Origin of the sequence: Streptomyces sp. NPDC050263 (assembly GCF_040655955.1) — a bacterium.
Taxonomy (GTDB): Bacteria; Actinomycetota; Actinomycetes; order Streptomycetales; family Streptomycetaceae; genus Streptomyces.
In genome coordinates this window covers 17,106-41,771 of the sequence record NZ_JBFAKW010000081.1, presented here as the reverse complement: position 1 = coordinate 41,771, position 24,666 = coordinate 17,106, and the positions used below count along the sequence as shown (strand labels likewise).

The 24,666-nt window shown below is 72.8% G+C and carries 23 protein-coding genes; 7 read left to right on the top strand and 16 right to left on the bottom strand.

From position 1 onward, the window contains the following. Positions 1-51 precede the first annotated feature (51 nt). The 5 genes from AB0J04_RS30005 to AB0J04_RS29985 all read right to left on the bottom strand — a co-directional run bounded on the left by AB0J04_RS30005 (position 52) and on the right by AB0J04_RS29985 (position 5,842). Positions 52-2,454, bottom strand: coding sequence for a M4 family metallopeptidase (locus AB0J04_RS30005; protein WP_363171705.1), 2,403 nt, complete (start codon positions 2,452-2,454; stop codon positions 52-54). A gap of 258 nt (positions 2,455-2,712) precedes the next feature. Beyond that, positions 2,713-3,279, bottom strand: a complete 567-nt coding sequence (locus tag AB0J04_RS30000; RefSeq protein WP_363171704.1) for a hypothetical protein — start codon at positions 3,277-3,279, stop codon at positions 2,713-2,715. Positions 3,280-3,346: 67 nt separating this feature from the next. Beyond that, a complete protein-coding gene (locus AB0J04_RS29995; protein ID WP_363171703.1) occupies positions 3,347-4,021 on the bottom strand; it encodes a response regulator transcription factor in 675 nt (224 codons plus the stop codon). After that, on the bottom strand, positions 4,018-5,223 hold the full coding sequence (locus AB0J04_RS29990; protein ID WP_363171702.1) for a histidine kinase: 1,206 nt from the start codon (positions 5,221-5,223) through the stop codon (positions 4,018-4,020). The genes AB0J04_RS29995 and AB0J04_RS29990 overlap by 4 nt, the downstream gene beginning before the upstream one ends. A gap of 40 nt (positions 5,224-5,263) precedes the next feature. Next, positions 5,264-5,842 carry a hypothetical protein gene (locus tag AB0J04_RS29985; RefSeq protein WP_363171701.1) on the bottom strand — a complete coding sequence of 193 codons (579 nt, stop codon included), beginning with the start codon at positions 5,840-5,842 and terminating at the stop codon, positions 5,264-5,266. 207 nt (positions 5,843-6,049) lie between these two features. Between AB0J04_RS29985 and AB0J04_RS29980 the strand changes: the two genes are divergently transcribed. The 3 genes from AB0J04_RS29980 (at position 6,050) to AB0J04_RS29970 (ending at position 9,635) form a co-directional block, all read left to right on the top strand. Further along, positions 6,050-6,889 (top strand): MHYT domain-containing protein, encoded by an 840-nt coding sequence (locus AB0J04_RS29980; protein ID WP_363171700.1) that lies wholly within the window; start codon positions 6,050-6,052, stop codon positions 6,887-6,889. 119 nt (positions 6,890-7,008) lie between these two features. After that, a complete protein-coding gene (locus AB0J04_RS29975) occupies positions 7,009-8,514 on the top strand; it encodes a metallophosphoesterase (RefSeq protein WP_363171699.1) in 1,506 nt (501 codons plus the stop codon). A 92-nt stretch (positions 8,515-8,606) separates the two neighbouring features. Next, positions 8,607-9,635, top strand: coding sequence for an LLM class flavin-dependent oxidoreductase (locus tag AB0J04_RS29970; RefSeq protein WP_363171698.1), 1,029 nt, complete (start codon positions 8,607-8,609; stop codon positions 9,633-9,635). Positions 9,636-9,637: 2 nt separating this feature from the next. On the opposite strand, the gene AB0J04_RS29965 is transcribed toward AB0J04_RS29970, so the two are convergent. Continuing rightward, positions 9,638-10,606, bottom strand: a complete 969-nt coding sequence (locus AB0J04_RS29965; protein ID WP_363171696.1) for a TauD/TfdA family dioxygenase — start codon at positions 10,604-10,606, stop codon at positions 9,638-9,640. A 116-nt stretch (positions 10,607-10,722) separates the two neighbouring features. Between AB0J04_RS29965 and AB0J04_RS29960 the strand changes: the two genes are divergently transcribed. Beyond that, entirely contained in the window at positions 10,723-11,553 is an 831-nt protein-coding gene (locus AB0J04_RS29960) for an aldo/keto reductase (RefSeq protein ID WP_363171695.1), read from the top strand. Between the two features lie 17 nt (positions 11,554-11,570). Here the strand turns inward: AB0J04_RS29960 and AB0J04_RS29955 are convergent, their stop codons facing one another. The 4 genes from AB0J04_RS29955 to AB0J04_RS29940 all read right to left on the bottom strand — a co-directional run bounded on the left by AB0J04_RS29955 (position 11,571) and on the right by AB0J04_RS29940 (position 15,705). Continuing rightward, positions 11,571-13,922, bottom strand: a complete 2,352-nt coding sequence (locus AB0J04_RS29955) for a SpoIIE family protein phosphatase (RefSeq protein ID WP_363171708.1) — start codon at positions 13,920-13,922, stop codon at positions 11,571-11,573. 88 nt (positions 13,923-14,010) lie between these two features. Continuing rightward, positions 14,011-14,478 carry a peroxiredoxin gene (locus tag AB0J04_RS29950; RefSeq protein WP_363171694.1) on the bottom strand — a complete coding sequence of 156 codons (468 nt, stop codon included), beginning with the start codon at positions 14,476-14,478 and terminating at the stop codon, positions 14,011-14,013. Beyond that, positions 14,475-14,876: a hypothetical protein gene (locus AB0J04_RS29945; RefSeq protein ID WP_363171693.1), complete on the bottom strand. Its 402-nt coding sequence runs from the start codon at positions 14,874-14,876 to the stop codon at positions 14,475-14,477. Before AB0J04_RS29945 ends, AB0J04_RS29950 begins: the two co-directional genes overlap by 4 nt. Positions 14,877-14,907: 31 nt before the next feature. Further along, the gene (locus AB0J04_RS29940) at positions 14,908-15,705 is read right to left on the bottom strand and encodes a helix-turn-helix transcriptional regulator (protein WP_363171692.1); all 798 of its coding nucleotides are present in this window, start codon (positions 15,703-15,705) and stop codon (positions 14,908-14,910) included. An 81-nt stretch (positions 15,706-15,786) separates the two neighbouring features. On the opposite strand from AB0J04_RS29940, the gene AB0J04_RS29935 reads away from it, so the two are divergent. Beyond that, complete coding sequence (locus tag AB0J04_RS29935) at positions 15,787-16,938, top strand: MFS transporter (RefSeq protein WP_363171707.1); 1,152 nt, start codon at positions 15,787-15,789, stop codon at positions 16,936-16,938. On the opposite strand, the gene AB0J04_RS29930 is transcribed toward AB0J04_RS29935, so the two are convergent. The 6 genes from AB0J04_RS29930 to AB0J04_RS29905 all read right to left on the bottom strand — a co-directional run bounded on the left by AB0J04_RS29930 (position 16,928) and on the right by AB0J04_RS29905 (position 22,181). Further along, entirely contained in the window at positions 16,928-17,440 is a 513-nt protein-coding gene (locus AB0J04_RS29930) for a MarR family transcriptional regulator (RefSeq protein WP_363171691.1), read from the bottom strand. The genes AB0J04_RS29935 and AB0J04_RS29930 overlap by 11 nt on opposite strands. A gap of 188 nt (positions 17,441-17,628) precedes the next feature. Next, entirely contained in the window at positions 17,629-18,825 is a 1,197-nt protein-coding gene (locus AB0J04_RS29925; protein ID WP_363171690.1) for an FAD-dependent oxidoreductase, read from the bottom strand. Beyond that, a complete protein-coding gene (locus tag AB0J04_RS29920; protein ID WP_363171689.1) occupies positions 18,822-19,025 on the bottom strand; it encodes a ferredoxin in 204 nt (67 codons plus the stop codon). The genes AB0J04_RS29925 and AB0J04_RS29920 overlap by 4 nt, the downstream gene beginning before the upstream one ends. 53 nt (positions 19,026-19,078) lie before the next feature. Then, positions 19,079-20,311, bottom strand: a complete 1,233-nt coding sequence (locus AB0J04_RS29915; protein WP_363171688.1) for a cytochrome P450 — start codon at positions 20,309-20,311, stop codon at positions 19,079-19,081. Positions 20,312-20,689: 378 nt separating this feature from the next. Continuing rightward, positions 20,690-21,448 carry a response regulator transcription factor gene (locus AB0J04_RS29910; protein ID WP_363171687.1) on the bottom strand — a complete coding sequence of 253 codons (759 nt, stop codon included), beginning with the start codon at positions 21,446-21,448 and terminating at the stop codon, positions 20,690-20,692. A gap of 214 nt (positions 21,449-21,662) precedes the next feature. Further along, positions 21,663-22,181 carry a MarR family transcriptional regulator gene (locus tag AB0J04_RS29905; RefSeq protein WP_363171686.1) on the bottom strand — a complete coding sequence of 173 codons (519 nt, stop codon included), beginning with the start codon at positions 22,179-22,181 and terminating at the stop codon, positions 21,663-21,665. A 385-nt stretch (positions 22,182-22,566) separates the two neighbouring features. Between AB0J04_RS29905 and AB0J04_RS29900 the strand changes: the two genes are divergently transcribed. After that, positions 22,567-23,526, top strand: a complete 960-nt coding sequence (locus AB0J04_RS29900; protein WP_363171685.1) for an SGNH/GDSL hydrolase family protein — start codon at positions 22,567-22,569, stop codon at positions 23,524-23,526. 58 nt (positions 23,527-23,584) lie between these two features. Further along, entirely contained in the window at positions 23,585-24,625 is a 1,041-nt protein-coding gene (locus AB0J04_RS29895) for a zinc-binding dehydrogenase (RefSeq protein ID WP_363171684.1), read from the top strand. The last annotated feature ends 41 nt before the right edge of the window (positions 24,626-24,666 follow it).

Sequence of the window (24,666 nt, the reverse complement as noted above, 5' to 3'; positions counted from 1 at the left end):
CCCGCACCCGGAGGGAGCCCGGGTGCGGGACGGCGGTTCGGGCGGAGCCGATCAGCCGGTCGTGACGGCGGTGTCGTCGATGACGAAGCTGGTCTGGAGCGAGGAGTCCTCGACGCCGGAGAACTTCAGGGCGACGGTGCTGCCCGCGAAGGAGCCGAGGCTGAAGGACTTCTGGACATAGCCGGTGGCCGCGTTGAGGTTGGAGTAGGTGGCCAGGGTGGTGGATCCGGCGGTGACCGTCAGCTTGTCGTACGCGGTGCTGGTGGTGGTCTCGGCCGTGTCGATGTGGATGTAGAAGGTGAACGTGGTGTTGGTGCAGCCGCTGGGGATCGTCACCGACTGCGTCAGCGTGTCGGTGTGGGTCGATCCGTAGCCGTCGAGCCAGGCCTTGTAGGAACCGGTGCGGGCCGCCTGGCTGCTGGAGTTGGTGATGACTCCGCTGGTCGCGGTCCACGTGGTGTTGCCCGACTCGAAGCCGTTGTTGCCCAGCAACTGCGTCGAGGTGCAGGAGCCGCCGCCCGTCGAGCTGACCGTCCAGGTGAAGGCCGCGGTGCCGGTGGCGCCGGTGGAGTCGGTCACGGTGACGGTGGTGCTGGAGGAGCCGGCCGTGGTCGGCGTGCCGGAGATCAGACCCGTCGAGCTGCTGATCGACAGGCCCCCGGGCAGACCGGTGGCGGCGTAGGTCAGGGAGCCGCTGTTGGTGCTGCTGGCGGAGATCTGCAGGCTCACCGCGGTGCCGACCGTGGCGGACTGGCTGCCCGGGTTGGTGACCGTGACGCCGGTCGTCGGAACCGTGATGTGGCTGCCGACGTTGATGCCGGCGAAGGCGTTGCCGACCCCGGCGTACTGGGCCGAACTCGAGCCGTACAGCGCGGTGGCCGCGCTGAGGGCGGCGGTGCGGGCGCCGGCGTAGTTGGTGCTGGACGTCATGTACGTCGTCAGCGCCTTGTACCAGATCTGCAGGGCGGCGGCCCGGCCGATGCCCGCGACGGCCACGCCGTCCGAGGTCGGGCTGTTGTAGGTGACGCCGTTGATGGTCTTGCTGCCGCTGCCCTCGGAGAGCAGGTAGAACATGTGGTTCGCCGGGCCCGAGGAGTAGTGGACGTCCAGGTTGCCGACGCCGGAGTACCAGCTGTCGGCGGAGCCGCCGTCCTTGTCGGGCTCGTCCATGTAGCGCAGCGGGGTGCCGTCGCCGTTGATGTCGATCTTCTCGCCGATGAGGTAGTCACCGACGTCGGAGGAGTTCGCCGCGTAGAACTCCACGCCGGTGCCGAAGATGTCGGAGGTGGCCTCGTTCAGGCCGCCTGACTCACCGGTGTAGTTCAGGCCCGCGGTGTTGGAGGTGACGCCGTGGGTCATCTCGTGCCCGGCGACGTCCAGCGAGGTCAGGGCGTGGGTGCTGCCCGAGCCGTCGCCGTAGGTCATGCAGAAGCAGTCGTCGTCCCAGAAGGCGTTGACGTACGCGGAGCTGTAGTGGACGCGGCTGTAGGCGGCGACGCCGTCGTTCTTGATGCCGCTGCGCCCGAAGGTGTTCTTGTAGAAGTCCCAGGTGGTCTGGGCGCCGAAGTGGGCGTCGACGCCGGCGGTCTGGGTGTTGGAGCCGGAGCCCGTTCCCCAGGTGTCGTCGGTGTCGGTCATCAGGGTTCCGGTGCCCGACGTGCCGTTGTTGAGGCTGTACGTCTTGTGGCCGCCGCGCGTGGTGTCGTACAGCTGGTACGTCGAGCCGGACAGCGTGGTGCCGATGCTGACGGTGCCGCTGTACTGGCTGTTGCCGGTGCCGGTCTCGATGCCCTCGAAGCGGGAGAGCTCGGCGCCGGTGGCGGCGTCGGTGATGACGTGCAGCTTGCTCGGCGTGCCGTCGTCCTGGAGGCCGCTGACCACGGTCTCCCAGGCCAGCTTCGGCGTGCCCGCGCCCGCCCAGATCACCTTGCGGGCGCTCTGCGCGGCGGGGTTCTCCGCGTCGAGGGCCTTGGCGGCGGTCAGGGCCTTGGTCTCGGCGGCCGACTTGCTGAACGTGGCGGTCGTGGACTTGACCGACACGGTACGGCGGTTGTTGTTGAAGGTCGTGCTGACGGTGCCGGCGGCCAGCGAGGCCGGGGGCGTGTGCACGACGAGGTCGCCGCCGAGGACGGGCAACCCGGCGAAGGTGCGCTCGTAGCGCGTGTGCACGGTGCCGTCGTTGTCCTTCACGACGTCCTTGACGAGCAGCTTCTCCTGGGCGCCGAGGCCGAGGGAGTCCGCTGTCTGCGTCGTCTTCGCCTCGGCGCTCTTGATCAGCGTCGTGCGCTGGGCGGGCGTGAGGTCGGCGGGCAGGCCGTCGGCGCGCAGGGGGCTGGGGTGGGGGGCTGCGGGCTTCGCGGCTGCCGGGACCGTCGAGACGCCGACGGCCAGGAGGGCGGCGGTGGAGAGCAGGGCCGCTCCGACCGTGGTCCGCTTGCGGGGGTTGGGTCTCACTCGTTCTCCTACTGCGGCGGCCGCGGGGTACGGCCGGTGACAGACCGGGCAGACGGGTGTGCTGTCCGGGACGAGCTGAGTTGTGCGGGACCGTGAGTGTGTGCGGGTGACGTGCCGCTGCTGTGCGGCAGTTGGGAGGGAGAATGACAGGCTTGACAGTGGCATGTCAGCCACAGCGGGACGCTTCGAGGGTTATCCCTCGGTACCCGAGGGTGCGGGAGTCGTCACCCGCGGCCGGACTGTGCGCGGCCTGTGCGTTCACTGTCCGGACGAGCGGTCCGCGGGGGCGAGTGCGGGTGTCAAGTGCCTCTTCAGGAACCGCACTTGGTGGCGCAGAACCTCCCCCGTGCGCGCGGTGCCGATCGGCTGGTGGCCGGCGACAGCGTGGTCGGCCGTGCCGTCCGCCTCGACGACGCGCAGGGCGCCCTCGTGCACGTAGGCGACGCGCCGGCCGGTGGGGTCGGGGCGCGGGTCCGACACGGGGCGCGAGGTGGGCGGACGGCGGGGCTCGGAGCCCACGACCCAGAGGGCGCCGGCCGTGGTGAAGACGATCAGGCGGGCGGCGGCGTCGGTCGCATAGGAGTCGACGCCCGCACGAGGGGCGGCGAGGAGTCGCTCGACGCCGGTCTCCACCTCCAGCGCCCAAAGACAGTCCGCGGGGTCGTCGCCGGTCCGGCCGCGCCGGAAGAGGACGACCTCGCCGTCCGGCGTGAGCGTGAAGTCCCGCGGGGCGCCGCGGGCGAAGCGGGCGGTGCGGGCGGTGCGGGCCGACCGGGCCGGCAGATCGGGCGGCTCGGGGAGTCCGGGCGGGGGAACGGGAGGCACGTAGGGGCTTCTTCCACCCACCCAGCGACTCAAACGCGTGTTCGAATACGGGGAGGGCCGAGAGTTGCTAGAAGCCCTCCGCCATCCGCTGGCCGGGGACCACCAATCCGGTCTCGTAGGCGGCGATGACGGCCTGGACCCGGTCGCGCAGGCCGAGCTTGGTGAGGACGTTGCTGACGTGCGTCTTCACCGTGTGCTCGCTCACCACCAGCGCCCTGGCGATCTCCGCGTTGGACAGCCCGCCGCCGAGCAGCCGCATCGTCTCGCGCTCCCGGGCGGTGAGGACGTCCAGGCGTTCGGTCCGCGGCGGCCGCACGGCGGCGCCCGAGGTGAAGGCCGCGATCAGGGTGCGGGTGACGGAGGGGGCGAGCAGCGAGTCGCCGGCCGCGACCACGCGGACCGCGTGGACGAGGTCGTCCCGCCGTACGTCCTTGAGCAGGAAGCCGCTCGCGCCGGCGCACAGCGCGTCGAAGAGGTAGTCGTCCTGCCCCCAGGTGGTGAGCATGATCACCCGGCTGTCCGTCTCGCGGCAGACGATCCGGGCGGCCTCGATGCCGTCCATCCCCGGCATCCGGATGTCGAGCAGGACGACGTCGGGGCGGTGGGCGCGGGCCGCGCCGACCGCCTCGAACCCGTCCCCGCTCTCCGCGACGACCTCGATGCCGGGCTGCGCCGCCAGGATCATGGCGAATCCGGCGCGCACCAGCTCCTGGTCGTCGGCCACCACCACACGGATCGTCATGCCATCGCTCCCGCTTCCGGCGCGGCCAGGGGGAGCCGTGCCCGCACTTCGAATCCCGGGAGGCGGTCCTCCCGGGGGCCGGCCGTCGCACTCCCGCCGCAGGCTGCCGCCCGCTCGCGAAGGCCGGTCAGGCCGTTCCCGCCGGACGGAAGATCCCGTCCCGCGCCACGGCCGTCGCCGCGGCCGTCGTCGACGACCCGTATCTCCAGACCGTCGTCCCGCCAACGCAGCCGTACCTCGGCGCTGTCGGCCCCGGCGTGCTTGACGACGTTGGTCAGCGCCTCCTGCACGATCCGGTACGCCGCGGTGTCGCCGTCGGCGGGCATCGGACGCGGCTCGCCCTCGGCGGTGCAGGACACCTCAAGGCCCGCGCCCTCGACCTGCCGGGCGAGCGCGGGCAGGTCGAGGACCGTCAGCCGCGGGGCGCGCGGGTCGTGTTCGGCTGCGCCGTCGTCCTCGTCGTCCCTGAGGACGGCCAGCATCGAGCGCAACTGGTCCAGGGCGTCGCGGCCGGTGCCGGCGATCGCGCCGAACGCGGCCGAGGCGCGGGCGGGGTCGGTGTCCAGGACGACCGGACCGGCCTCGGCCTGGACGACCATCAGGCTGATCGAATGGGCCAGCACGTCGTGCATGTCCCGGGCGATCCGGGCGCGTTCGCGTTCCGCGGCGCGTTCCTCGTCCATCCGGCGGTCGCGTTCGAGGCGGGCGGCGCGTTCGGCCAGCACCACCGCCTCGGCGCGGAAGCCGGCGGAGGCCCGGCCGAGCGCGTAGGCGGCGACGTACAGGACGATTCCGCGGGTCGCTGTGTCCGGGGAGCCGACCGTGGCGAGGCCGACGGCGCACATCACCAGGAACACCGGGATCCGCACCTTGGGCGGGGAGACGGACGCCATCCCGTACAGCGCGATGAGGACTCCGTACCAGAGCGGCTGCGGAGCGACCGCGTCGACGAGGTCGTAGAGGCCGGAGACCACCGAGCAGGCCAGCAGGACCGGCACCGGCGCGCGCCGCAGCAGCGCCAGGGGAAGCGACGCCCCGACCGCCACGACATACCCCCACCAGTGCCAGGGGCGTCCGCTGTCGCTGTGCGCGAACAGCAGGGGCGCCGACTGGGCGACGGCGGTGACGACGGCGAGCGCGACGTCCGACCACGGCGAACCCGCGAGACGGCGGAGCGAGGCAGGTATGGGCAGCGCGGGCATGGCGACGGATTCTTCCACGAGGCGGTCCGGCGGCGGTCGTTCAGCTGCGGGCGGCGGCGGGAGAGACGCCGCGGCGGCCGGGGAGCGGTGCGAGTCCGAGGTACAGCAGCAGGCCGACGGCCGGCAGCATGTCGAGTCCCAGGAGGGAGACCAGCACGGCGAGCGCGACCGCGACGGCCCGCCACACGGGGACGGTGCGGGCCGCGGCGAGTCGGCAGAACAGGACGAGCAGACCGAGGAAGAGCAGTGCCGGGCCCGCGGTGTAGACGACGAGGGCCACCCCGGGGACGCTCTGGACGTCGGCGAACATTCCCCGCATGGCCGCGTGATCGTCGGCGCGCGCGCCGACGACGATGTCGATCGTGATCTGGGCCATGGAGCAGAGGGTGCCGACGACGCCGACGACGGCCGTGCCGGTGGCGAACGGGCCGCGGCCCGCGAGTCGGCGCAGTTCCAGGAACACCGGGACGAACAGGATCAGCGCGGCGAGGAACGCGAGGTGCCCGGCCGTCCAGGCCGGACCGGGACCGCGCTCGCCGTCCAGGCCGTCCAGGATGCGCAGGCCCGCGTAGACGATGACGAGGAGTGGGGCGGCGGCGAAGGCGATGGTTTTGTCCATGCCGTGGATCCTCGCCGCGGCGGCACCCCCCGGACATCGCCGACGTGACCCATCTCCGGCCTCCCCCGCACGAGGGAGGCCGCTCACCGCCGACCGGCGGTCCGTCGGCCGGACTTGACCCACGAATCGCAGGAAACGCTTGCGTTCACCTCGCTCTTGCCCGTAGACATGGCCCCACGAACGTCCGTCACTCTGGGGGGAGTTGGCGTGGAAGGCACGATCGACGGATTTCGGTACGGGTGGGTCACTCCGGTGGCGGCATTCGTGATGGCCTGTCTGGGAGGGGCGCTCGGGCTGCGCTGCATCGTGCGGACGCTGCTCGGCACCGCTTCATGGAAGCCCGGCTGGCTGGCGCTCGGGGCCGCGTCCATCGGGTGCGGCATCTGGACGATGCACTTCATCGCCATGATCGGCTTCCAGGTGGAGGAGACCCGGATCGGCTATCACGTCGGTCTGACCGTGCTCAGTCTCGCCGTCGCGATCGCGGTGGTCGGCGTCGGCGTGTTCATCGTGGGCTACCGGGGCGCCGGCCGCGGGTCGCTGTCGCTGGCCGGGGTGATCACCGGCCTCGGGGTGGCCGCCATGCACTACCTGGGCATGGCGGCGATGCATGTCAACGGGGACATCTCGTACGACCCGCGCACGGTCGCGCTCTCCGTGCTGATCGCGGTGGTCGCCGCGACCGCCGCCCTGTGGGCCGCCGTCACCGTCCGCGGGTTCCTCACCAGCCTGGGCGCCAGCCTGGTGATGGGCGTCGCGGTGTCCGGGATGCACTACACGGCGATGGCCGCGGTCAGCGTCCATGTGCACGACGACACGACCCCGACATGGTCCGGCGACACCGCGACCTCGCTGCTGCTGCCGATGCTGATCGGCCCGGTCGTCTTCCTGCTGCTGGCCGGGGTGGTGGTGATGTTCGACCCGCTGCTGGTGCTCGGCGACGGCGAGTGGAACCGCCCCTCCCGGGCCGGCCGGGCCGCGGCCGCGACGGAGGAACCGGTCGGCCGGCCTGCCCCCGGTCGGTCGTGGAGCGCCGGGCCACGGTGAGCCCCCGGGACCGGCGCGGGCAACAGGGCGACGTGCGGCTGCAGTTCACCGGCGGAGGCGGACGTCGTGGCCGGTCACCCGAGTCCTGACATGTTCGGGATGATTGCTACGGTGCACCGGTGTCTGACTCCTCACGCGATACCGCCGAAGGCGCCGGCTGGGGCGGCGCCGACCGCGGCGCGTACCAGAAGCTCATGCCGGCCAGGGTCGAGAAGATCTCGTGGCTGAACCCCAAGACCCTGTGGGCCGCCCGCAACGGCGTGCTCGCCTCCTGGTTCGGCGACCCGACGGGCCGTACGCGCGGCCGGTGGGTCGCGCAACGGGCGGCGTCCGGCGCACCGGCCGACAAGGTGATCCGGCGCACCGACCCGGATGACTTCTCCTTCATGGTCATCGGCGACACGGGCGAGGGCGACGATCCCCAGTACGCCGTCGTGCCGGGCTTTCTGAGGGCGAGTCAGGGCACGTCCTTCGCGGTCCTGGCCAGTGACGCCATCTACCCCGTGGGCAGTGCCGACGACTACGACAGCAAGTTCTTCCGCCCGTACCGCGACTACCAGGCCCCCATATACGCGATACCGGGCAACCACGACTGGTACGAGGACCTCGGCGCGTTCATGCGGGTCTTCTGCGACGACGCCCCCGCCCTGCCCGCCGAGCCCGCGCCGCGTCTGCTGAGCCGCGCCCGGCTGCGCTCGTGGCTGTGGCACCGGCCGAGCCCGCAGGACGGCCGACGTCTCGCCGAGGCACGGAAGTTGCGGTCGGGCACGGGTCAACAGGCCGTGCAGCCCGGGCCGTACTGGGCGATCGACACCGGACCGGTGCGGATCATAGGCATCGACACCGGGCTCCTGGGCTCCCTCGACGCCGAACAGGGCGCATGGCTGCGCGAGGTGTCCCGGGGGCCGCGGCCGAAGATCCTGATCACCGGCTCGCCGCTGTACGTCGACGGCGAGCACCACCCGTGCCCCATCGACGGGGGCGGCACCGTCGACGACATCGTCAGCGCGCCCGAGCACCACTACGTGGCGGCGATCGGCGGCGACATCCACAACTACCAGCGCTACCCGGTGCGGCTGGCGGACGGCCGGACCCTCCAGTACGTCGTCTCGGGCGGCGGGGGCGCGTTCATGCACGCCACGCACACCATCCCACGGGTGTCCGTCGCCGGTGTGACGGAGGAGGACTTCCGCTGCTATCCGCTGCGCGGCGACTCCCTGGCCTTCTACAGCCGGCTCTACGGCCGCCGGCTGCGGCTGCGCCGCTTCTTCGCCCTCACCGAGGCGCAGGGCCAGGCCGTCGTCGCCGAGCGGCTGGGCATCCCGGCGACCCGCACCCCGGGTCCGGAGGTGAGGCTGACGCGGCGGATCCGGCTCGTCGCCGGCCTGCTGGGCACCGGGAGCCGCCCGGACCGCCGCAAGCGGTTCCGGCTGCCCGTGCGCAAGATCTACACCCAGCTCTTCTCGCCGAGCTCGGCCACGTACAGCCCGCCGTTCTTCAAGTGCTTCCTGCGCCTGGACGTCTCACCGGAGTCGGTCCGGCTGCGCTGCTTCGCGGCCACCGGCAACCTCGCGCAGGAGCTGAACCCGCCGGTCGAGGACGAGGTCACCATCCCGCTGGGCTGACGCCACCTGGGACGACGCGGGGGAATGCCGTGCGGCCCGTACGACTTGTACGACTTGTACGACCGTACGTGCCGCGCACCATGGAGGAGCTCTTGTCACCGATCTCACGCCCGTTGCGCAAGCTGGGCTTCCTCACCATCGGGCTGTTCGACGGGGACGACCCGGCCCGGGGCCATGAGACCACGCTGGAGATCATCGAGCTGGGCGAGCGGCTGGGCTTCGACAGCGCGTGGCTGCGCCACCGCCATCTGCAGTACGGCATCTCCTCCCCCGTCGCCGTCCTGGCGGCGGCCTCGCAGCGCACCCGCCGTATCGAGCTCGGCACCGCGGTCGTCCCGCTGGGCTGGGAGAACCCGCTGCGCCTCGCGGAGGACCTGGCGACGGTCGACGTCCTCTCCGGGGGCCGGCTCAATCCGGGGGTGAGCGTGGGCCCGCCGATGCACTACGACCAGGTCAAGGAGGCCCTGTACCCGGACACGGCCGACGCGGAGGACTTCAGCTACGAGCGGGTGCGACGGCTGCTCGATCTCGTGCGGGGCAAGTCCGCGACCGACTTCAGCGGGGTCGAGGGCTTCGAGGTGTTCTCCGACCGGGTCCAGCCGCACTCCCCCGGCCTGGGCCGCCGCCTCTGGTACGGCGGGGGCAGTCTCGGCTCCGCGCGGTGGGCCGGCGAGCACGGCATGAACTTCCTCACGAGCAGCGTCGTCAAGGCCGAAGGGCCGGACGACGCGAGGGACTTCGCGCAGATCCAGCTCTCGCACGTCCGCGCCTTCCGCGCCGCGCACCCCGACGGCGAGGCCGCCCGGGTCTCCCAGGGCCTCGTGGTCATCCCCACCGACTCCGCCTCGCCCGAACAGCGCGCGAAGTACGAGGAGTTCGCCGCGAAGCGGCTCCCGCGCACCGCCTCCCCGCAGGGTCCGGCACGGCTGCTGTTCGCACCGGACCTGGTGGGCACCTCGGCCGAGATCGCCGAACGTCTGCACGCGCACGCCGCGTTCCGGGAGATCGACGAGGTCGCCTTCGCGCTGCCGTTCACCTTCGAGCACGAGGACTACGTGCAGATCCTCACCGACATGGCGACGAAGCTCGGCCCGGCGCTCGGCCGGCGGCCGAGCGCCTGAGGTCACCAGCGGCCGGGCTCGGTCCCCGTCACCGGCTCCGACGGCCTGCCGTCCACGCCTACGGGCACGTCGCCGGTGAGCATCACCCGGTGCATGGTGCGCGGGAAGTTCAGGTGGGCGTTGTCGCCGGGGGCGAGGTGGATGGTGGCCCGGTTGTCCCAGAAGGCCACGCTGCCCGGCTCCCAGCGGAAGCGGACCGTGTACTCGGGGCGGGTCGCCTCCTCCAGCAGCATGTCCAGGATCGCCCGGCTCTCCGCCCGCGAGAGGTCGGTGATCTGCTCGACGTAGTAGCCGTTGACGTACAGCACCCGCTCGCCCGTCTCCGGGTGGACGCGCACCAGCGGGTGCACCGAGGCGACCTGGTGGTCGAGGAGGTGGCGGAGGTAGGCGTCGTCGCCGGGGCGGGGCTGGTAGCCGACGCCGAGCCGGTGCTCGGCGCGCAGCCCGGCCACGAACTCCCGTACCGGCGCGGAGAGTCCGGCGTACGCGGCGGCCAGGTTGGACCAGGTCGTGTCGCCGCCGTAGGGCGGCACGGTCTCGGCGCGCAGAATCGTCGCGGCCGGCGGGTCGATGCGGGCGCCGTGGTCGCAGTGCCAGCCGCGCAGCAGGGTGTGCCGACGGCGCCGGAGCCACTCCTCGTGCTCCATGCCGAACTTCCCGCCCAGTTCCAGCCGGTCGGCGGTGGTCTCGATCTCCGGGAAGTCCGGCGGCGAGGCGCTGCCGCGCCTGCGCGGGACGACGGGTTCGCCGAACCGTCGGGCGAACGCCACCTGCCCCGTGTGGTCGAGGCGCTGGCCGCGGAAGAACACCACCTTCCAGCGCAGCACCGCAGCCCTGATCGCGGCGACCTGGGCGTCGTCGAGGCCGGCGGCCAGGTCGACGCCGCCGATCTCGGCGCCTATGTGCCCGGCGACCGGTCTCACCTCCACTCCGGCCGACTCCGTCGCCCGGCTGTCGAAGTCCGTCGTCATGCGCGCTCCGCTCGTCGTGGCTCGTCCGAACCCACCCCTGCCCGGGTGTCCGGTTGATCAATCCGCCCTCCGTCCCCGAGGCTGGAGGGACGACACAGTCGAGGGAAGGCCGCACGGTGATCAACATCCCGCAGCACACGCTCAACGACGGTACGCGGCTCCCGGCCCTGGGGCTGGGCACCTGGCCGATGGACGACGCGGAGGCGGAGCAGGCGGTGGCCGAGGCGCTCGGCCTCGGATATCGACTCGTCGACACGGCGACGAACTACCGCAACGAGACCGGGGTCGGCCTGGGCGTGGCCCGGGGCGGGGTGGCGCGCGAGGAGCTCGTGGTGACCACGAAGCTGCCCGGCCGCCATCACGGGTACGAGGAGACCCTCACGTCCTTCGAGGAGTCCCGGCGGCGGCTCGGTCTCGAATACGTGGACCTGTATCTGATCCACTGGCCGCTCCCCCGGGTCGACAAGTTCGTCGACTCCTGGCGCGCCATGATCAAGCTCCGCGAGGAGGGCCTGGTCCGGTCCATCGGCGTCTCCAACTTCACCGCCGGGCACATCGAGCGGCTGGAGAAGGAGACCGGCGTCCTGCCGTCCGTCAACCAGATCGAGCTGCATCCGCTGTTCCCGCAGGACGAGCTGCGCGCCTTCCACGAGGCCAAGGGCGTCCGCACGGAGAGCTGGAGCCCGCTGGGCCGTGGTTCGGCGCTGCTGCAGGATCCGGCCGTGGTCTCGGTCTCCGAGGCGCTGGGCGTGACCCCCGGCCAGGTCGTGCTGCGCTGGCATGTCCAGCTCGGTGCGGTGCCCATCCCGAAGTCGTCCAGCCCGGAGCGCCGGCGCGCCAACCTCGACGTCTTCGGCTTCGAGCTCGGTCCGGCCCAGATGGCGGCGATCGCGGCGCGGGCGCACCGGCGTCTGGGCGGCGACCCCGAGGCGCACGAGGAGTTCTGAGCGCTCACGCCGTCGGCTCACTCGGGTTCCAGCGTCTGCTCCGCCCAGATCGTCTTGCCCCGGCCGGTCTGCCGGCTGCCCCAGCGCTGGGTGAGCTGCGCGACGAGCAGCAGGCCGCGCCCGCCCTCGTCGAAGGCGTGGGCGCGGCGCAGATGGGGGGAGGTGGAACTGCCGTCGGACACCTCGCAGATGAGGGTGCGATCGCGGATCAGGCGGAGCTGGATGGGGGCCGCGCCGTAGCGGATGGCGTTGGTGACGAGTTCGCTGACGACGAGTTCGGTGACGAACGCGGCCTCCTCCAGGCCCCAGGCGGCGAGTTGCTCGGTGGCGGCCTGTCGGGTGGCGGCCACGTGGGCGGGGTCAGGGGTGACGTCCCAGGTGGCGACCTGGTCGGCGCCGAGGGCGCGGGTGCGGGCGAGCAGCAGCGCGACGTCGTCGCCGGGCTCCTCCGGCAGGACCGCCTTGAGGACGGTGTCGCACAGGGCGTCGAGGGTGGCGGCGGGTGCGGTCAGGGCGCTGCACAGTTCGCCGGTGGCGCGGTCGACGTCGCGGTCGCGGCCCTCGATGAGGCCGTCCGTGTAGAGGGCGAGGACCGATCCCTCGGGCAGTTCCAGCTCGACGGCCTCGAAGGGCAGTCCGCCGACGCCGAGCGGCGGTCCGGGGGTCATGCCGACCAGTCGGGTCGTGCCGTCGGGCAGGACGACGGCCGGCGCCGGGTGACCGGCCGCGGCGGCGGTGAGGCGGCGGCTGACGGGGTCGTAGACCGCGTAGAGGCAGGTCGCCCCGAGTTCGGCGACCTCCTCGCCGCTGTCGCCGCCCTCGTCGTAGGCCGCCAGATGGGTGACGAGGTCGTCGAGGTGGGTGAGGAGTTCGTCGGGCGGCAGGTCCACGTCGGCGAGGGTGCGCACGGCCATGCAGAGCCGTCCCATGGTCGCCGAGGAGGGGATGCCGTGTCCGACGACGTCGCCGACGACGAGGGCGACCCGGCTGCCGGAGAGCGGGATGACGTCGAACCAGTCGCCGCCGATGCCCGCCGTGGAGCCGCTGGGCAGATAGCGGTGGGCCACGTCGACGGCGGCCTGTCCGGACAGGCCGCGGGGCAGCAGGCTGTTCTGGAGGGCGAGCGCCGTGGTGCGCTCGCGGGCGAAGCGGCGGGCGTTGTCGATGCAGACGGCGGCCCGGCTGGCGAGCTCCTCGGCGAAGACGGCGTCGTCGGCCTCGTAGTCGTCGGGGTGGGCGACGCGGATGCCGACCAGGACGCCGAGGACGGTGCCACGGGCCCGCAGCGGCACGGAGATCATCGAGTGGACGCCGCGCCGGAAGCGGCGGCCCTCGGGGGCGCGCGCGTCGCGTTCGGCGAGCCAGCGCATGAAGTCGGGCTCGCCGGCCCGGCTGCGGATCGCGTGCCCTTCCCGCAGGGCGCGGGCGGGCGGGCTGAACGGCGGATGGCTGTCGGTGTCGCCGAGGTGGACCGCGGCCTCGGGGGTGCCGTCCCGGCCGGAGCCGTGGGCGACGCGGCGCAGCACGATCTCGCCGTCGGGCACCGGGGGCGGCTCGTCCGCGCCGAGGACCCATTCGAGGAGGTCCACGCTGGCGAAGTCGGCGAAGTTCGGCACGAGCAGTTCGATGACCTCCTCGGCGGTGCGCACCACGTCGAGGGTGGTGCCGATGGAGGCCGCCGCCTCGTTGAGCAGGGCCAGGCGCTGGCGGGCCAGGTACTGTTCGGTGCTGTCGAAGGCCGCCAGGGCGACGCCGGCGACCTCCCCGAAGGCGTCCCGCACGGGCCACATCTCGGTGGTCCAGGCGTGCTCCCGGTTGAGGGAGGGCGCGCCGGTCCAGCTCTCGTAGCGGATCGGGCGGCCGGTCTCGGCGACATGGCGGAGGTGCCAGTTGAAGCCCTTGCTGTGCTCGGCCTCCTCGACGGTCTCCGGGAAGTAGCGGCCGAGCAGAACGTCCTCGGAGACGCCCATGACCTTGCAGGCGACCTCGTTGAGGCGCAGGTAGCGCTGCCGGGGGTCGAAGACGGACATGGACATGGACGCCTGCTGGAAGGCGCGTCCGGCGAGGGTGGGCTCCGGGGCTGCGGGCCGTTCGGCGGTGAGCGTCCAGCCGGTGGGGCCGCCTTCGGGGCCGAGTATCGGGCAGGCCGTGACGGCGAGGGCGACGGGGTGGCCGTCGCGGTGGCGCACGACGACGGGGCCGGTCCACTCGCCGTCGGCGCGTCGTGGCAGTTTCTCGGCGAGCAGGTCGACCGCGGCCCGCCCCACGGCCTCCTGGGCCGCATGGCCCGTCAGCAGACGGGCACCCTCGCTCCAGCCCGTCACGATGCCGCGAGCATCGACGACCGCCGCAGCGACGACATGCTCCATGTCGTCCATGTCGTCCAGAATGGTCCCTTTGGCCCGGTGCATCAACCGCGCCGGACCGGTCGGGCCGGTGCGGCCCGGCTCCCGCCGGTCAGGCCCGGTGCGTCCGCAGCACGTCGAGGGCGCGGTCGGCGTGGGTGTTCATCCGCAGCTCGCTGCGCACGACCTCCAGGACGGTGCGATCCCGCCCTATGACGAAGGTGACCCGCTTGGTGGGGGCCAGGGAGAAGCCGCGCTTCACGCCGAACCGTTCCCGCACCGACCCGTCCACGTCCGACAGCAGCGACATGCCGAGGTTGTGCCGGCCGGCGAACTCCTGCTGACGGTCGACGGCGTCCCCGCTGATCCCGACCGGCCGGGCGCCGACGGCGGCGAACTCGGCCGCCAGGTCACGGAAGTGGCAGGCCTCGGCGGTGCAGCCGGCGGTGAGGGCGGCGGGGTAGAAGAAAAGGACCACCGGTCCGTCGGCGAGCAGTTCGGTGAGGCTGCGCACCGTGCCGGTCTCGTCCGGCAGCGCGAAGTCCTCGACGAGGTCGCCGGTCTCCAGAGCCTTGGTCATGCCCGTCCCTCCATGATGTTCGCGGTGGTGGTGGTGCGGTCGGCGACGCTGCGGGCCCACAGCACGAGGGGCACCTGCAGGGGAAGCCGGCCGACGGCGGCGGCCTTGAGCGGGGTGGGGCGGTGCCGCCAGTCCCAGGCCATCTTGACGTTGGCGGGAAAGACGCCGACGAAGAACGCGGCCGTGGCCAGCGCGGCCGGCTTCCGGGTCCGCGGCCACGCCACTCCGGCCGCCAGCGCGAGTTCGGCGACGCCGCTGGCGTACGTCCAGGCCCTGGGCGAGCCCGGCAGCGCCCGCGGGACGATCGCGTCGAACGGGCGCGGCACGGCGAGGTGGGCTGCTCCCATGCCGGCCAGCAGGCCCGCCAGCAGCAGGGGTGAGCGTTCGGACCGGGGCACGGTTCCTCCTCTGATGACCTGGACCCCGACATTACTGGAGGGTAGGCGGGGGCCCGGCGGCGGGGTCCCGCGCCGGGCTCTCCCCAACTCGCCCCTGGTGGCGGCCGGGTGTGTACCCGTACGCCTTGCGGAACACGTCGATGAACGCGCTGGCGGAGGACCAGCCGCAGCGGTGGGCGACCGTGGTGACGGCGGTGCCGTCGGCCAGCATGCGCAGGGCGTGGTAGAGGCGGGACTGGGTGCGCCACTGGGGGAAGGTCATGCCGAACTCGCGGCGGAAGAGGCGGCTGAGGGTGCGTTCGCCGACGCCGGTCGCGGCGCCGAGGGCGGCGAGGGTGCGCTGGTCGGCCGGGTCGGCGTGGACGAGTGCGCAGACCGCGGCCAGCCGGGGGTCGGCCGGGGTGGGCAGCCGCGTCGGCGCGTGCGGCGAGGCGCGCAGCTGGTCGCGGAGGACGGCGAGCAGCCGGACGCGTTCGGGGCTCGTGTCCTCGGGGGCGCGGGTGTAGGCGCGGATCAGCTCCCGCAGGAGGGGGCTGACGGCGAGGACGCTCGGGGCGTCCAGGCCGAGCGGGTTGTCGCCGGCGGGCAGGCCGACCAGGTGCAGGTCGAGGTGGCCGTACGCGCGATGCGCGTGGACGGTCCCGGCGGGCACCCACAGGGCGCGGGTGCCGGGGGCGAACCAGGTGCCGGCGTCGGTGGTGACGGCGAGGACGCCGGAGCCCGCGTAGACGATCTGGTGGTCGTCGTGCCGGTGCGCGTCGATGCGCTCGCCTGCGGCCAGGACCTGGGCGCGGGTGGGGGCCTGCGGGGTGTGGCGGATGTTCGACACAAGTGGGCAGTTTATCGGAAGCACGACAGTCGTCGAGGCCGTGACGATCGCTGGGTGCCGAAAGCCCGATCCATCGCCCTGATGTCCGTCGCCCATGCCTGCGTGGACGTGTACCAGGGGGCCGTGGCCGCCCTGGTCCCCTTCTTCGTGTCCGAGCGCGCCTATTCCTACGCCGCCGCCTCCGGGATCGTCCTGGCGGCGTCGCTGCTGTCGTCGGTGGCGCAGCCGCTGTTCGGGCTGTTGACCGACCGGTGGGCGTTGCCGTGGCTGCTGCCGCTCGGCGCGGCGGCCGCAGGCGCGGGCGTCGCGGTCTGCGGGGTCGGCGGCTCGTATCCGCTCACGCTGGCCGCGGTGGCCGTGTCCGGGATCGGCGTCGCGGCCTATCACCCGGAGGCCGCGCGGGCGGCCAGGGTGACGTCGGAGGGCCGGCACACGGCGATGGGCTGGTTCGCGCTCGGCGGCAACGTCGGCTTCGCGCTCGCTCCGCCGCTGGTCGCAGCCGTCGTCGCCACGTGGGGACTGCGGGCCTCGCCGGTGCTGGGGCTGCCGGCGCTGGCGGGTGTGGCACTGTGCGTGGCCGCGGCGCGCTCGGCGGCCGCCGCCCGGGCCGTGCCCGCCCCGGCGACGGCCGCCGGGACGGCCGCGGAGGCCGTGGGCCGGGACGACTGGCCGGCGTTCCTGCGGCTGTCGGGCGCCGTGGTGTGCCGCTCGGTCGTCTTCGTCGGCCTGAGCGCGTTCGTCCCGCTGTACGTGCGGGAGCGCACCGGCGGTGGGGAGGCCGCCGGTACGGCCGCGCTGTGCGTGCTGTACGCGGGCGGCGCGGTGGGGACGCTGGCCGGGAGCCGGCTGGCCGGGCGGCACGGGCGGCTCACGGTCGTCCGCCGCTCGTACGGGGTGACCCTGCTCGCGGTCGCGGGCGTGCTGCTCGTGCCGGGCCCGCCGCTGTACCTCTTCGTGGCCCTGGCCTCGGCGGGGCTCTACGTGCCGTTCTCGCTGCTCGTGACGCTGGGCCAGGACTGTCTGCCCCGGCGCGTCGGCACCGCGAGCGGCGTCACCCTCGGGCTGACGGTGAGCGTGGGCGGCGCGGCGGCGCCGGCGATCGGCGCGCTGGCGGACGCCACGTCCCTGCGGACCGGGCTGCTCCCCCTGCTGCTGCCTCCCGTGGCGGCCTGGTTCCTGCTGCGCGGACTGCGCGAGCCCGCGCCGATCCCGGTCGCCCGGGTCAGGCGGTGACGGGAGGCTGCTCCGGCTCGTCCTCGATCGCGTAGGAGAGGAAGTCGTCGACCATGCGGTGGAAGAGCGTGGCGAGTTGTCCCAGCTCCTCCGGGGACCATTCGGACAGCGCCAGCTGCATCCCCCGGGCGCCCGCGTCCCGGACCCGGTCGACGGCGGCGCGGCCGGCCTCGGTGAGCTGGATCCGCTGGGCGCGGCCGTCGTCGGGGTCGGGGACCCGGGTGACGTACCCGGACTTCTGGAGCTGCTGCACCGTGCGGGTCACATGGGAGGCCTCCACGCCCAGGCGCTGGGCCAGTTCCCCGGGCCGCAGCGGCTCGGTGTCGGCGACCTGCCGCAGCAGGGCCACGGCGGCGCGGTCCAGGGGGACGCCGGCCGCCGACATCAGCCGGTCGTGCTGGCGGGCGCGGGTGCTCAGGTAGGTGATGCGCGTGAGCGCGCGCTCGATCTCGATCACTTCCGGAGTGGCGACGGAGGGCAGGGGGAGCGGTTCGGTGGACATGCGACCCACTTTACCATCTTATTGCGTAACTCAAGTAAGTTACTGCGTGGGTTTACGGCGATCCACTGCGGACGGACGACGCGCGGCCGCTCGCCTGCGGTACGCGGACGGTACCGACACCACCACCTGCACGACCGGGCCCCGACAGGCTCGCACCGCCTGTCGGGGCCCGCCGGCCGACCGCCGCGCTACGCGGGCACGCGCACGTGCTCGGCCCAGGCCGCGCCGGCCGCGATCGTCTGGCGCCACAGCCGGATCGCCTTCGGCGGCATCCCGACCGCGAGCGCTCCGCTCACCCGGTCGCCCGTGCGGTACACGGCCAGGAACCGGCGCTCGACGAGGTCGCCCTCGACGACCGCGACCTCGTCGTGGCCGCGCAGGAACCCGTAGGCCTGGATCTTCAGGTCGTACTGGTCGGACCAGAAGTACGGCACGGGCGCGAACGGCTTGCGCGCCTCCGGGGCGGCGAGCAGGTTGCGGGCGGCGGCCATGCCCTGCTCGGCCGCGTTGGTGCGGTGCTCGATCCGCATCGACGTCCCGAACAGCGGGTTGTACCAGCGGGCCACGTCCCCGGCCGCATAGACTCCCCCGGCCTTCGGCCGGGGGGACCCCCAGGCCGCCTCGCAGTACTCGTCGCACACCACTCCGTCGCCCACCGCCAGACCGCTGCCGACCAGCCAGTCGGTGTTGGGCCTGGAGCCGATCGCGACGAGCACCTCGTCGGCCTCGACGATCTCGCCGTCGCCGAGCCGGACGCCGTCCTCGGTCACCTCGGTCACGGTGACCCCGCAGCGCAGGTTCACCCCGCGGTCGAGATGGGCCCGCGACAGGACCCGTCCGACCTGCTCCCCGACGGCGTGGGCCAGCGGCACCGCGGCCGGTTCCAGGAGGGTGACCTCCGCCCCGAGCCGCCAGGCGACGGCCGCCGCCTCCGCGCCGAGGAAGCCGGCGCCCACGACGACCAGCCGCCGTCCGGGCGTCAGCCGCTCGCGCAGCGTGAGCGCGTTCTCCAGGGTGCGCAGCACATGCGCGCCCTCGCCGGGCAGCCGGCGCGGCCGGACCCCGGTGGCGAGGATCAGCCCGTCGTAGGGCGCCTCGGTCCCGTCGGCCAGCCGTACGACGCGTCCGGCCACGTCGAGGCCGGTGGCCGCCACGCCGAGCCGCAGGTCGAGGTCGAGGGCGGCGAGATCGCCGGCCGGACGCAACGGGAGCCGGTGCTCCTCCCATTCGGAGGCGAGCACCTGCTTGGACAGCGGCGGCCGGTCGTACGGGAGGTGCGGTTCGTCGCCGACCAGGGTGAGGGGACCGGTGTGGCCCTGGCGGCGGAGGGTCTCGACCGCCGCGAGTCCGGCGGCCGAGGCTCCGACGACGACGATCCGGTTCACTGCTCGACCAGCCGGATCGCGGCGGCGGGACAGACGGCGACGGCCTCGCGGACGTCGTCGAGGAGTTCGGACGCCGGCCGCTCCTCCAGCAGGATCGCGATTCCGTCGTCGTCCTGGTCGAAGACCTGCATGGCGGCGACCACGCACTGGCCCGAGGCGACGCACTTGTCGGCTTCCAGCTCCACCTTGACGGCACTCATGGGATTCCCCTTCTTCACGGTCTGTGGTGGTTGCGCTGCGGGACGGGGAGCCGTCACCAGGTCACGGGCAGGGCGTGGACGCCGTAGATGAAGGCGTCGTGCTTGAAGCGGACGTCGTCCAGCGAACCGGCCAGTTTCAGGGTGGGGATGCGCTTGTAGAGCGTGCCGTAGACGACCTGGAGTTCCATGCGGGCCAGCGGCTGGCCCAGGCACTGGTGGACGCCGAAGCCGAAGGCGACATGGCGGCGGGCGTCACGGGTGATGTCGAGCCGGTCCGGGTCGGGGAAGACCTCGGGGTCCCGGTTGGCGATCTCGTTGGCCATGATGAGGCCGTCGCCGGCCTTGACGACCTGTCCGGCGATCTCGATGTCCGCGACGGCCGCGCGGCGCCGCCCCAGATGAGTGATGTGCAGGTAGCGCAGCAGTTCCTCGACGGCGGAGGCGACGACCTTGGGGTCGTCGCTCTCGCGGAGCAGGGTGAGCTGGTCGGGGTTCTGGAGGAGGGCGAGCGTGCCGAGCGCGATCATGTTCGCGGTGGTCTCGTGTCCGGCGATCAGCAGGAGCAACGCCATCTCGGTCGCCTGCTGGTGGTCGATCTCTCCGGCGGTGATCCGTCCGGCGATGCTCGACAGCAGGTCCTCGCGCGGGTCGGCGAGCCGTGTGCCGATGAGCGCGGCGAGGTAGCCGGCCACTTCGCGGCCGGCCTGTCCGCGCTGTTCGGGGGTGGCGTCCCGGTGGACCATCGTCTTGGTGTTGTCCTGGAAGAAGGCGTGGTCGTCGTAGGGCACGCCGAGCAGTTCGCAGATCACCAGCGAGGGCAGCGGCAGGGCGAACTGCTCCACCAGGTCTGCCGGTTGATGGCCGGCCAGCAGCTCGTCGATCAGGTCGTCCACGATGCGCTGGACGGCGGGGCGCAGGGCCTCGACCTTCTTGATGGCGAACGGCGCGGTCACCATCCGGCGCAGCCGGGCGTGTTCGGGGTCGTCCATCATGATGAAGCTGAGCTTGCCCTCGCCGCCCTCGGGGCTGGCCTTGGTCGGATAGCCGGGGCTGTCGGTGTCCGCGCTGACCCGGGGGTCGCCCAGGATCGCCCGCTGTTCGGCGTAGCGGGTGACGAGCCACGACTCGCTGCCGTCCCAGAGCCGCACCTTCGTCAGGGGCGCCTGCTCCTGGAGGTCCTTGAGGGCGGGTGGGGGGTCGAAGGGGCAGCGGGCCGCCCGGGGCATCGGGAACTCGGGGACCGAGTCCGGGACTTCGGGCACCGCGCCGGCCAGGGTGTCGGCCATGGGCTCTCCTCGGTGGTGGGGGGCTCCGGGGAGGCCGGAGCGCCGGGGGGGAAGGGGTCGAGGCCTCGATGAGCACATGCAAACAGAGGGGGCTGACGCGTTCCGGTCAGTTCCCTGACAGAAGGCTGACGTGGCGTGGATCACATGGGGAGTTGAGGTTCGTCGCGCGTGCGAAACGTTTCCTCAACTCGCCTGCAGAACCTGCCGATTCACCCGATCACAACAGGTTCGCCACGAACGCGAACGCGCGGCGCCGCAGCCTCACGACACCGCCAACCGTCCGTCCGCACATCGCGCCCTGGACGTTTGCACCGTCGGGGGTCAGCCGCCAGGACTTCAGCCGTCAATTCGCTGCCGCCAGTTCGCTGCCGCCGGGTCTCAGCCGGCGGCGTCCGCCCTTCCCAGCCAGTAGCCGAAGCCCCGGCGCGTATGGATCAGCACGGGTGCGTCGCGGTCCACCTTGCGCCGGAGCCGGGAGACGAGTTGCTCGATCGCGTTGTCGCCCCGGAAGTCGCCCCAGACATAGCGGCTGATCTGCTCCTTCGACAGCACCCGGTGCGCGTTGACCAGAAGGTGGCGCAGCAGACGGTACTCGGCGGGCGTGAGGTCGAGGTTGCGGGCGCCGCGCCGGGCCCGGCACAGGGTGTCGTCCAGGACCAGGTCGCCGTAACCGGGGGCGCGGTCCGGGCGACGGTCCGGGCGACGGCCCGGGTCGGCCGCGCGCAGCAGCAGCAGCATGCGGGTCAGCACTTCGGCCACCCGGAACGGCTTGGCGACGTAGTCCTTCTCCCCCAGGCCGAGTTCGGGCAGCAGGCGGTCGAGGGAGTCGTAGGCGGTGAGGTAGAGGACCGGGGGCCGGTGGGCGATCACCGGGCGGCCCGCCGCGCCCAGCCCGGCCAGGTCCGGCAGATCGGCGTCGACGACCAGCAGGTCGAACCGGAGCGCGTCGAGATGGACCAGCGCCTCGACCGCCGCGCCCGTGAGAGTGATCCGGTAACCGGCCAACTCCAGGGTGGTCGCGAGCAGTTCGGCGATGTCCGGCTCACCGGCGAGGACCAGGACATGCTGTCCGGCACCGCGGGCGAGGGACGGTTTCCCACTCGGCCAGGACGTTTGCTCACTCGCGTCGCCGTACATGGACGCAACCGTTCGTCGGGGACTCGGGGTCGGGCTCGGATTCCCGGGCTTCGGGCTCAGGGTCGGGTTCGGGCCCGGGCTCGGGTTTCGGGGATTCTGGCTCGGGTTTCGGGGATTCGGGTTCAGGTTCAGGTTCAGACCCGGGCTCGGGTGGGTTGACGGTCCGGGGAGGTCGGTCGCGCCCGTGGGGTCCGGGAGGCCGAACCGCCGGTCGTCACGCCGTGGGTGACGTGATGTCCGCATCGGACACGCGCCTTTCGCCGTCAGGGTGGTCGAAGACGTCCACCCTGCGGTGGAACAGGTCGGCGAGCCGCCGCGGTTCGCACGGCGACCAGTCGGCCGGGACCGGCCGCATGTCCCGGGCGCCCGCGTCCCCCAGCCGCGCCACGGCGTCCTCGCCGAGCGGGGTGAGGCGGATGCGCCGGGAGCGGCTGCCCTCGGGATCGGCGACCCGGGTGACACAGCCGGCCTTCTGTAACCGCCGCACCTGGCGGGTGACATGGGAGGCCCGGACGGCGAGCGCCTGGGCGGGCTCCCCCGGGCGCAGCGGGTCGCGGTCGGCGATCCGGCGCAGCATCGCGACGGCCGCCCGGTCGAGCGGCACGCCCGTCATGGCGACCAGCCGGCCGTGCTGCCGCGCGCGGACGCCCAGACAGGCCGCCCGGGTCAGGGCCCGCTCCATCTCGACCGCCGCGGGCGAGGCGGGGGGCACGGCGGGCGGTGAGGGGGACATGACTCTCACCCTACCTTTCTGCTTGCCTGACTCAAGTAAATCTCGTCACTTGCTTGACTCAAGTAATCCAGATGTGGTTGCCTAACTCAAGCAATCCCCGCGGCGAAGCCGTACATAACCGCCGCGAACTGACCCGAACCGACCCGAACAGACCCGAACAGACCCGAACCGAACCACGCCGCATCACCCTGCAGCGCACCGACCGGAGCCGCCTTGAGCGGAGGCAGGCTCCCAGGCGCCGAACCCGTGGGGACGGGGATCGGCGCTGTCCCTGGGCCCGGCAGCCGGCTCACCCCCCCTGCCGGCGCCGGGCCCCGGGACGCCCCTTCCGCCCCTTCCGCCCCTACCAACCGTGGATCACCCGGGACGACAGACAGGACCACCCATGAAGACCTCGGTACGAGCGGCGCTGGCCGGGGCGCTCGCCTGCGGCGTGCTGACCACCGTGACCGTGGTCGGCCGACCCGACGGCAGCCCCGAGCCCGACCCGCCGAGCGGCCCCTACGTCGCACTGGGCGACTCCTACACCGCCGGCCCCGAGATCCCCGGCCAGACCGGCAGCCCGGCCGGCTGCGACCGCTCCGACCGCAACTACCCGGCGCTCGTCGCCCGACGGCTGGGCCTGACCGCCGCCGACTTCCGTGACCTCAGCTGCAGCGGAGCGACCGTCGCCGACCTGACCGCCGCCCAGCCCACGGACCGGGGCACCAACCCTGCGCAACTGTCCGCCCTGTCGGCCCGGACCCGGCTGGTCACCCTCGGCATGGGCGGCAACGACATCGGATTCGCCTCACTCGTGAAGACCTGCGTGAAGTCCGGAGTGCTGAATTTCGCGCTGAGCGGCCTCAAAGACGTCAAGGATCTCAAGGATCTCAAGGATCTCAAGGCGGACGGCGGCGACGCCCCCTGCAAGGACCGCTACGTCTCCGACGGCGCCGACGAGGTGCAGCAGCGGATCGAGACGGCGGACGCGCGGCTGGCCCGGGCACTCGCCGACGTCAGGCGCCGCGCGCCGAAGGCCCGGGTCTACGTGGTGGGCTACCCCGCGATCCTGCCGGCGCACACCACCGGCTGCGGCCGCGAGATGGGCCTCGCCGCCGGTGACGTCACCTACCTCCATGACAAGGAGCGGCAGCTGAACGGCATGCTGCGCGAGCGGGCCGAGAAGGCGGGGGTCGACTACGTCGACACGTACACGCCCTCGGTCGGGCGCGACGCCTGCGCCGACCATCGGGTGCGCTGGATCGAGCCGCTCGTGCCACGCGCCCCGGCCGCCTCCGTCCATCCGAACGAGCGCGGCGAGCAGGGCATGGCGGACGCCGTCCTGAAGACGCTCGGCGCCTGACCGTCCCACCGATGTCCAAACAACCGATACCGATGTCCGATACCCGAAAGAGGCCCCCATGAGCACGATGAAGTCCGTCCGGACCGGCGGCGTCGACAAGATCGAGGTCGTGGACGTCGAGCGACCCACGCCCGGTCCCAAGGACGCCCTCGTCCGGATCCGCGCCTGCGGCATCTGTGGCACCGACGTCACCTTCCTGCACACGGGCGGCATGCCGGCCCGTGCCCACCTGGGCGGCGAACTGATCCCGGTGCCCCTCGGCCACGAGCCGGCCGGTGAGGTCGTGGAGGTCGGCGCCGAGGTGGCGGGCCTGAAGGTGGGCGACCGCGTGGTCGTCAATCCGCAGGACGCGCCCACCGGCATCATCGGCTGCGGCGGCAGGTTCGGCGGGATGAGCGAGTACCTGCTGATCGAGAACGCGGAGGTCGGCAGGAGCGTCGCCGTCTTCCCCGACACCGTGCCGTTCGACGTGGCCTCGCTCAACGAGCCGATGGCCGTGTCCCGGCACGCCGTCAACCGCTCCGAGGCGGGGCCCGGCGACAAGGTCGTCGTGTTCGGCGCCGGGCCGATCGGTCTGGGCGCGGCGATCTGGCTGAAGCTGCGCGGTGTGCAGCACGTGGTCGTCGCGGACGTCATCCCCTCCCGGCTGGAGAAAGCGCTGGCCGTCGGGGCGGACGCCGTCGTCAACTCGGCCGAGGAGGACGTGGCCGCGCGGCTGACCGAACTGCACGGCCAGAGCGCCAACGCCCTCGGCCAGCCCCGACCGGGCACCGACGTCTTCATCGACGCGGCCGGCGCGCCCGTGGTGTTCAACACCGTGGTGCAGTCGGCGAAGTGGCACGCGAAGCTGGTCATGGTGGCCGTGCAGAAGAAGGGCGAGATCGACCTCGGCGGCATGCTGCGCAGCGAGCTGACCCTGATCGCCTCCCAGGGCTACCCGACCGAGATCTTCGAGGTGACCCCGGAACTGGTCGAGCACCAGGAGCGGTTCGCCGAGCTGATCAGCCACCGAGTCCCGTTCGCCGAGGCCGAGCACGCCTTCGAGCTGGCCCGGACGCCGGGCGCCGCGGAGAAGATCGTCGTCACGCTGGACGACTGACGCTCCGCCGGACGTGCCGCGAGGCGCCGCAGTTCGTCCGC

What these genes read in the sequence shown, in the direction of transcription:
- AB0J04_RS29955 (WP_363171708.1), bottom strand. Translation starts at nt 13,922, where the DNA reads ATGGAGCATGTCGTCGCTGCGGCGGTCGTCGATGCTCGCGGCATCGTG.
- AB0J04_RS29950 (WP_363171694.1), bottom strand. Translation starts at nt 14,478, where the DNA reads ATGACCAAGGCTCTGGAGACCGGCGACCTCGTCGAGGACTTCGCGCTG.
- AB0J04_RS29915 (WP_363171688.1), bottom strand. Translation starts at nt 20,311, where the DNA reads ATGGCCGACACCCTGGCCGGCGCGGTGCCCGAAGTCCCGGACTCGGTC.
- AB0J04_RS29895 (WP_363171684.1), top strand. Translation starts at nt 23,585, where the DNA reads ATGAGCACGATGAAGTCCGTCCGGACCGGCGGCGTCGACAAGATCGAG.
- AB0J04_RS29990 (WP_363171702.1), bottom strand. Translation starts at nt 5,223, where the DNA reads ATGCCCGCGCTGCCCATACCTGCCTCGCTCCGCCGTCTCGCGGGTTCG.
- AB0J04_RS29920 (WP_363171689.1), bottom strand. Translation starts at nt 19,025, where the DNA reads ATGAGTGCCGTCAAGGTGGAGCTGGAAGCCGACAAGTGCGTCGCCTCG.
- AB0J04_RS29985 (WP_363171701.1), bottom strand. Translation starts at nt 5,842, where the DNA reads ATGGACAAAACCATCGCCTTCGCCGCCGCCCCACTCCTCGTCATCGTC.
- AB0J04_RS29965 (WP_363171696.1), bottom strand. Translation starts at nt 10,606, where the DNA reads ATGACGACGGACTTCGACAGCCGGGCGACGGAGTCGGCCGGAGTGGAG.
- AB0J04_RS29910 (WP_363171687.1), bottom strand. Translation starts at nt 21,448, where the DNA reads ATGTACGGCGACGCGAGTGAGCAAACGTCCTGGCCGAGTGGGAAACCG.
- AB0J04_RS29995 (WP_363171703.1), bottom strand. Translation starts at nt 4,021, where the DNA reads ATGACGATCCGTGTGGTGGTGGCCGACGACCAGGAGCTGGTGCGCGCC.
- AB0J04_RS29930 (WP_363171691.1), bottom strand. Translation starts at nt 17,440, where the DNA reads ATGTCCACCGAACCGCTCCCCCTGCCCTCCGTCGCCACTCCGGAAGTG.
- AB0J04_RS29900 (WP_363171685.1), top strand. Translation starts at nt 22,567, where the DNA reads ATGAAGACCTCGGTACGAGCGGCGCTGGCCGGGGCGCTCGCCTGCGGC.
- AB0J04_RS29935 (WP_363171707.1), top strand. Translation starts at nt 15,787, where the DNA reads ATGTCCGTCGCCCATGCCTGCGTGGACGTGTACCAGGGGGCCGTGGCC.
- AB0J04_RS29905 (WP_363171686.1), bottom strand. Translation starts at nt 22,181, where the DNA reads ATGTCCCCCTCACCGCCCGCCGTGCCCCCCGCCTCGCCCGCGGCGGTC.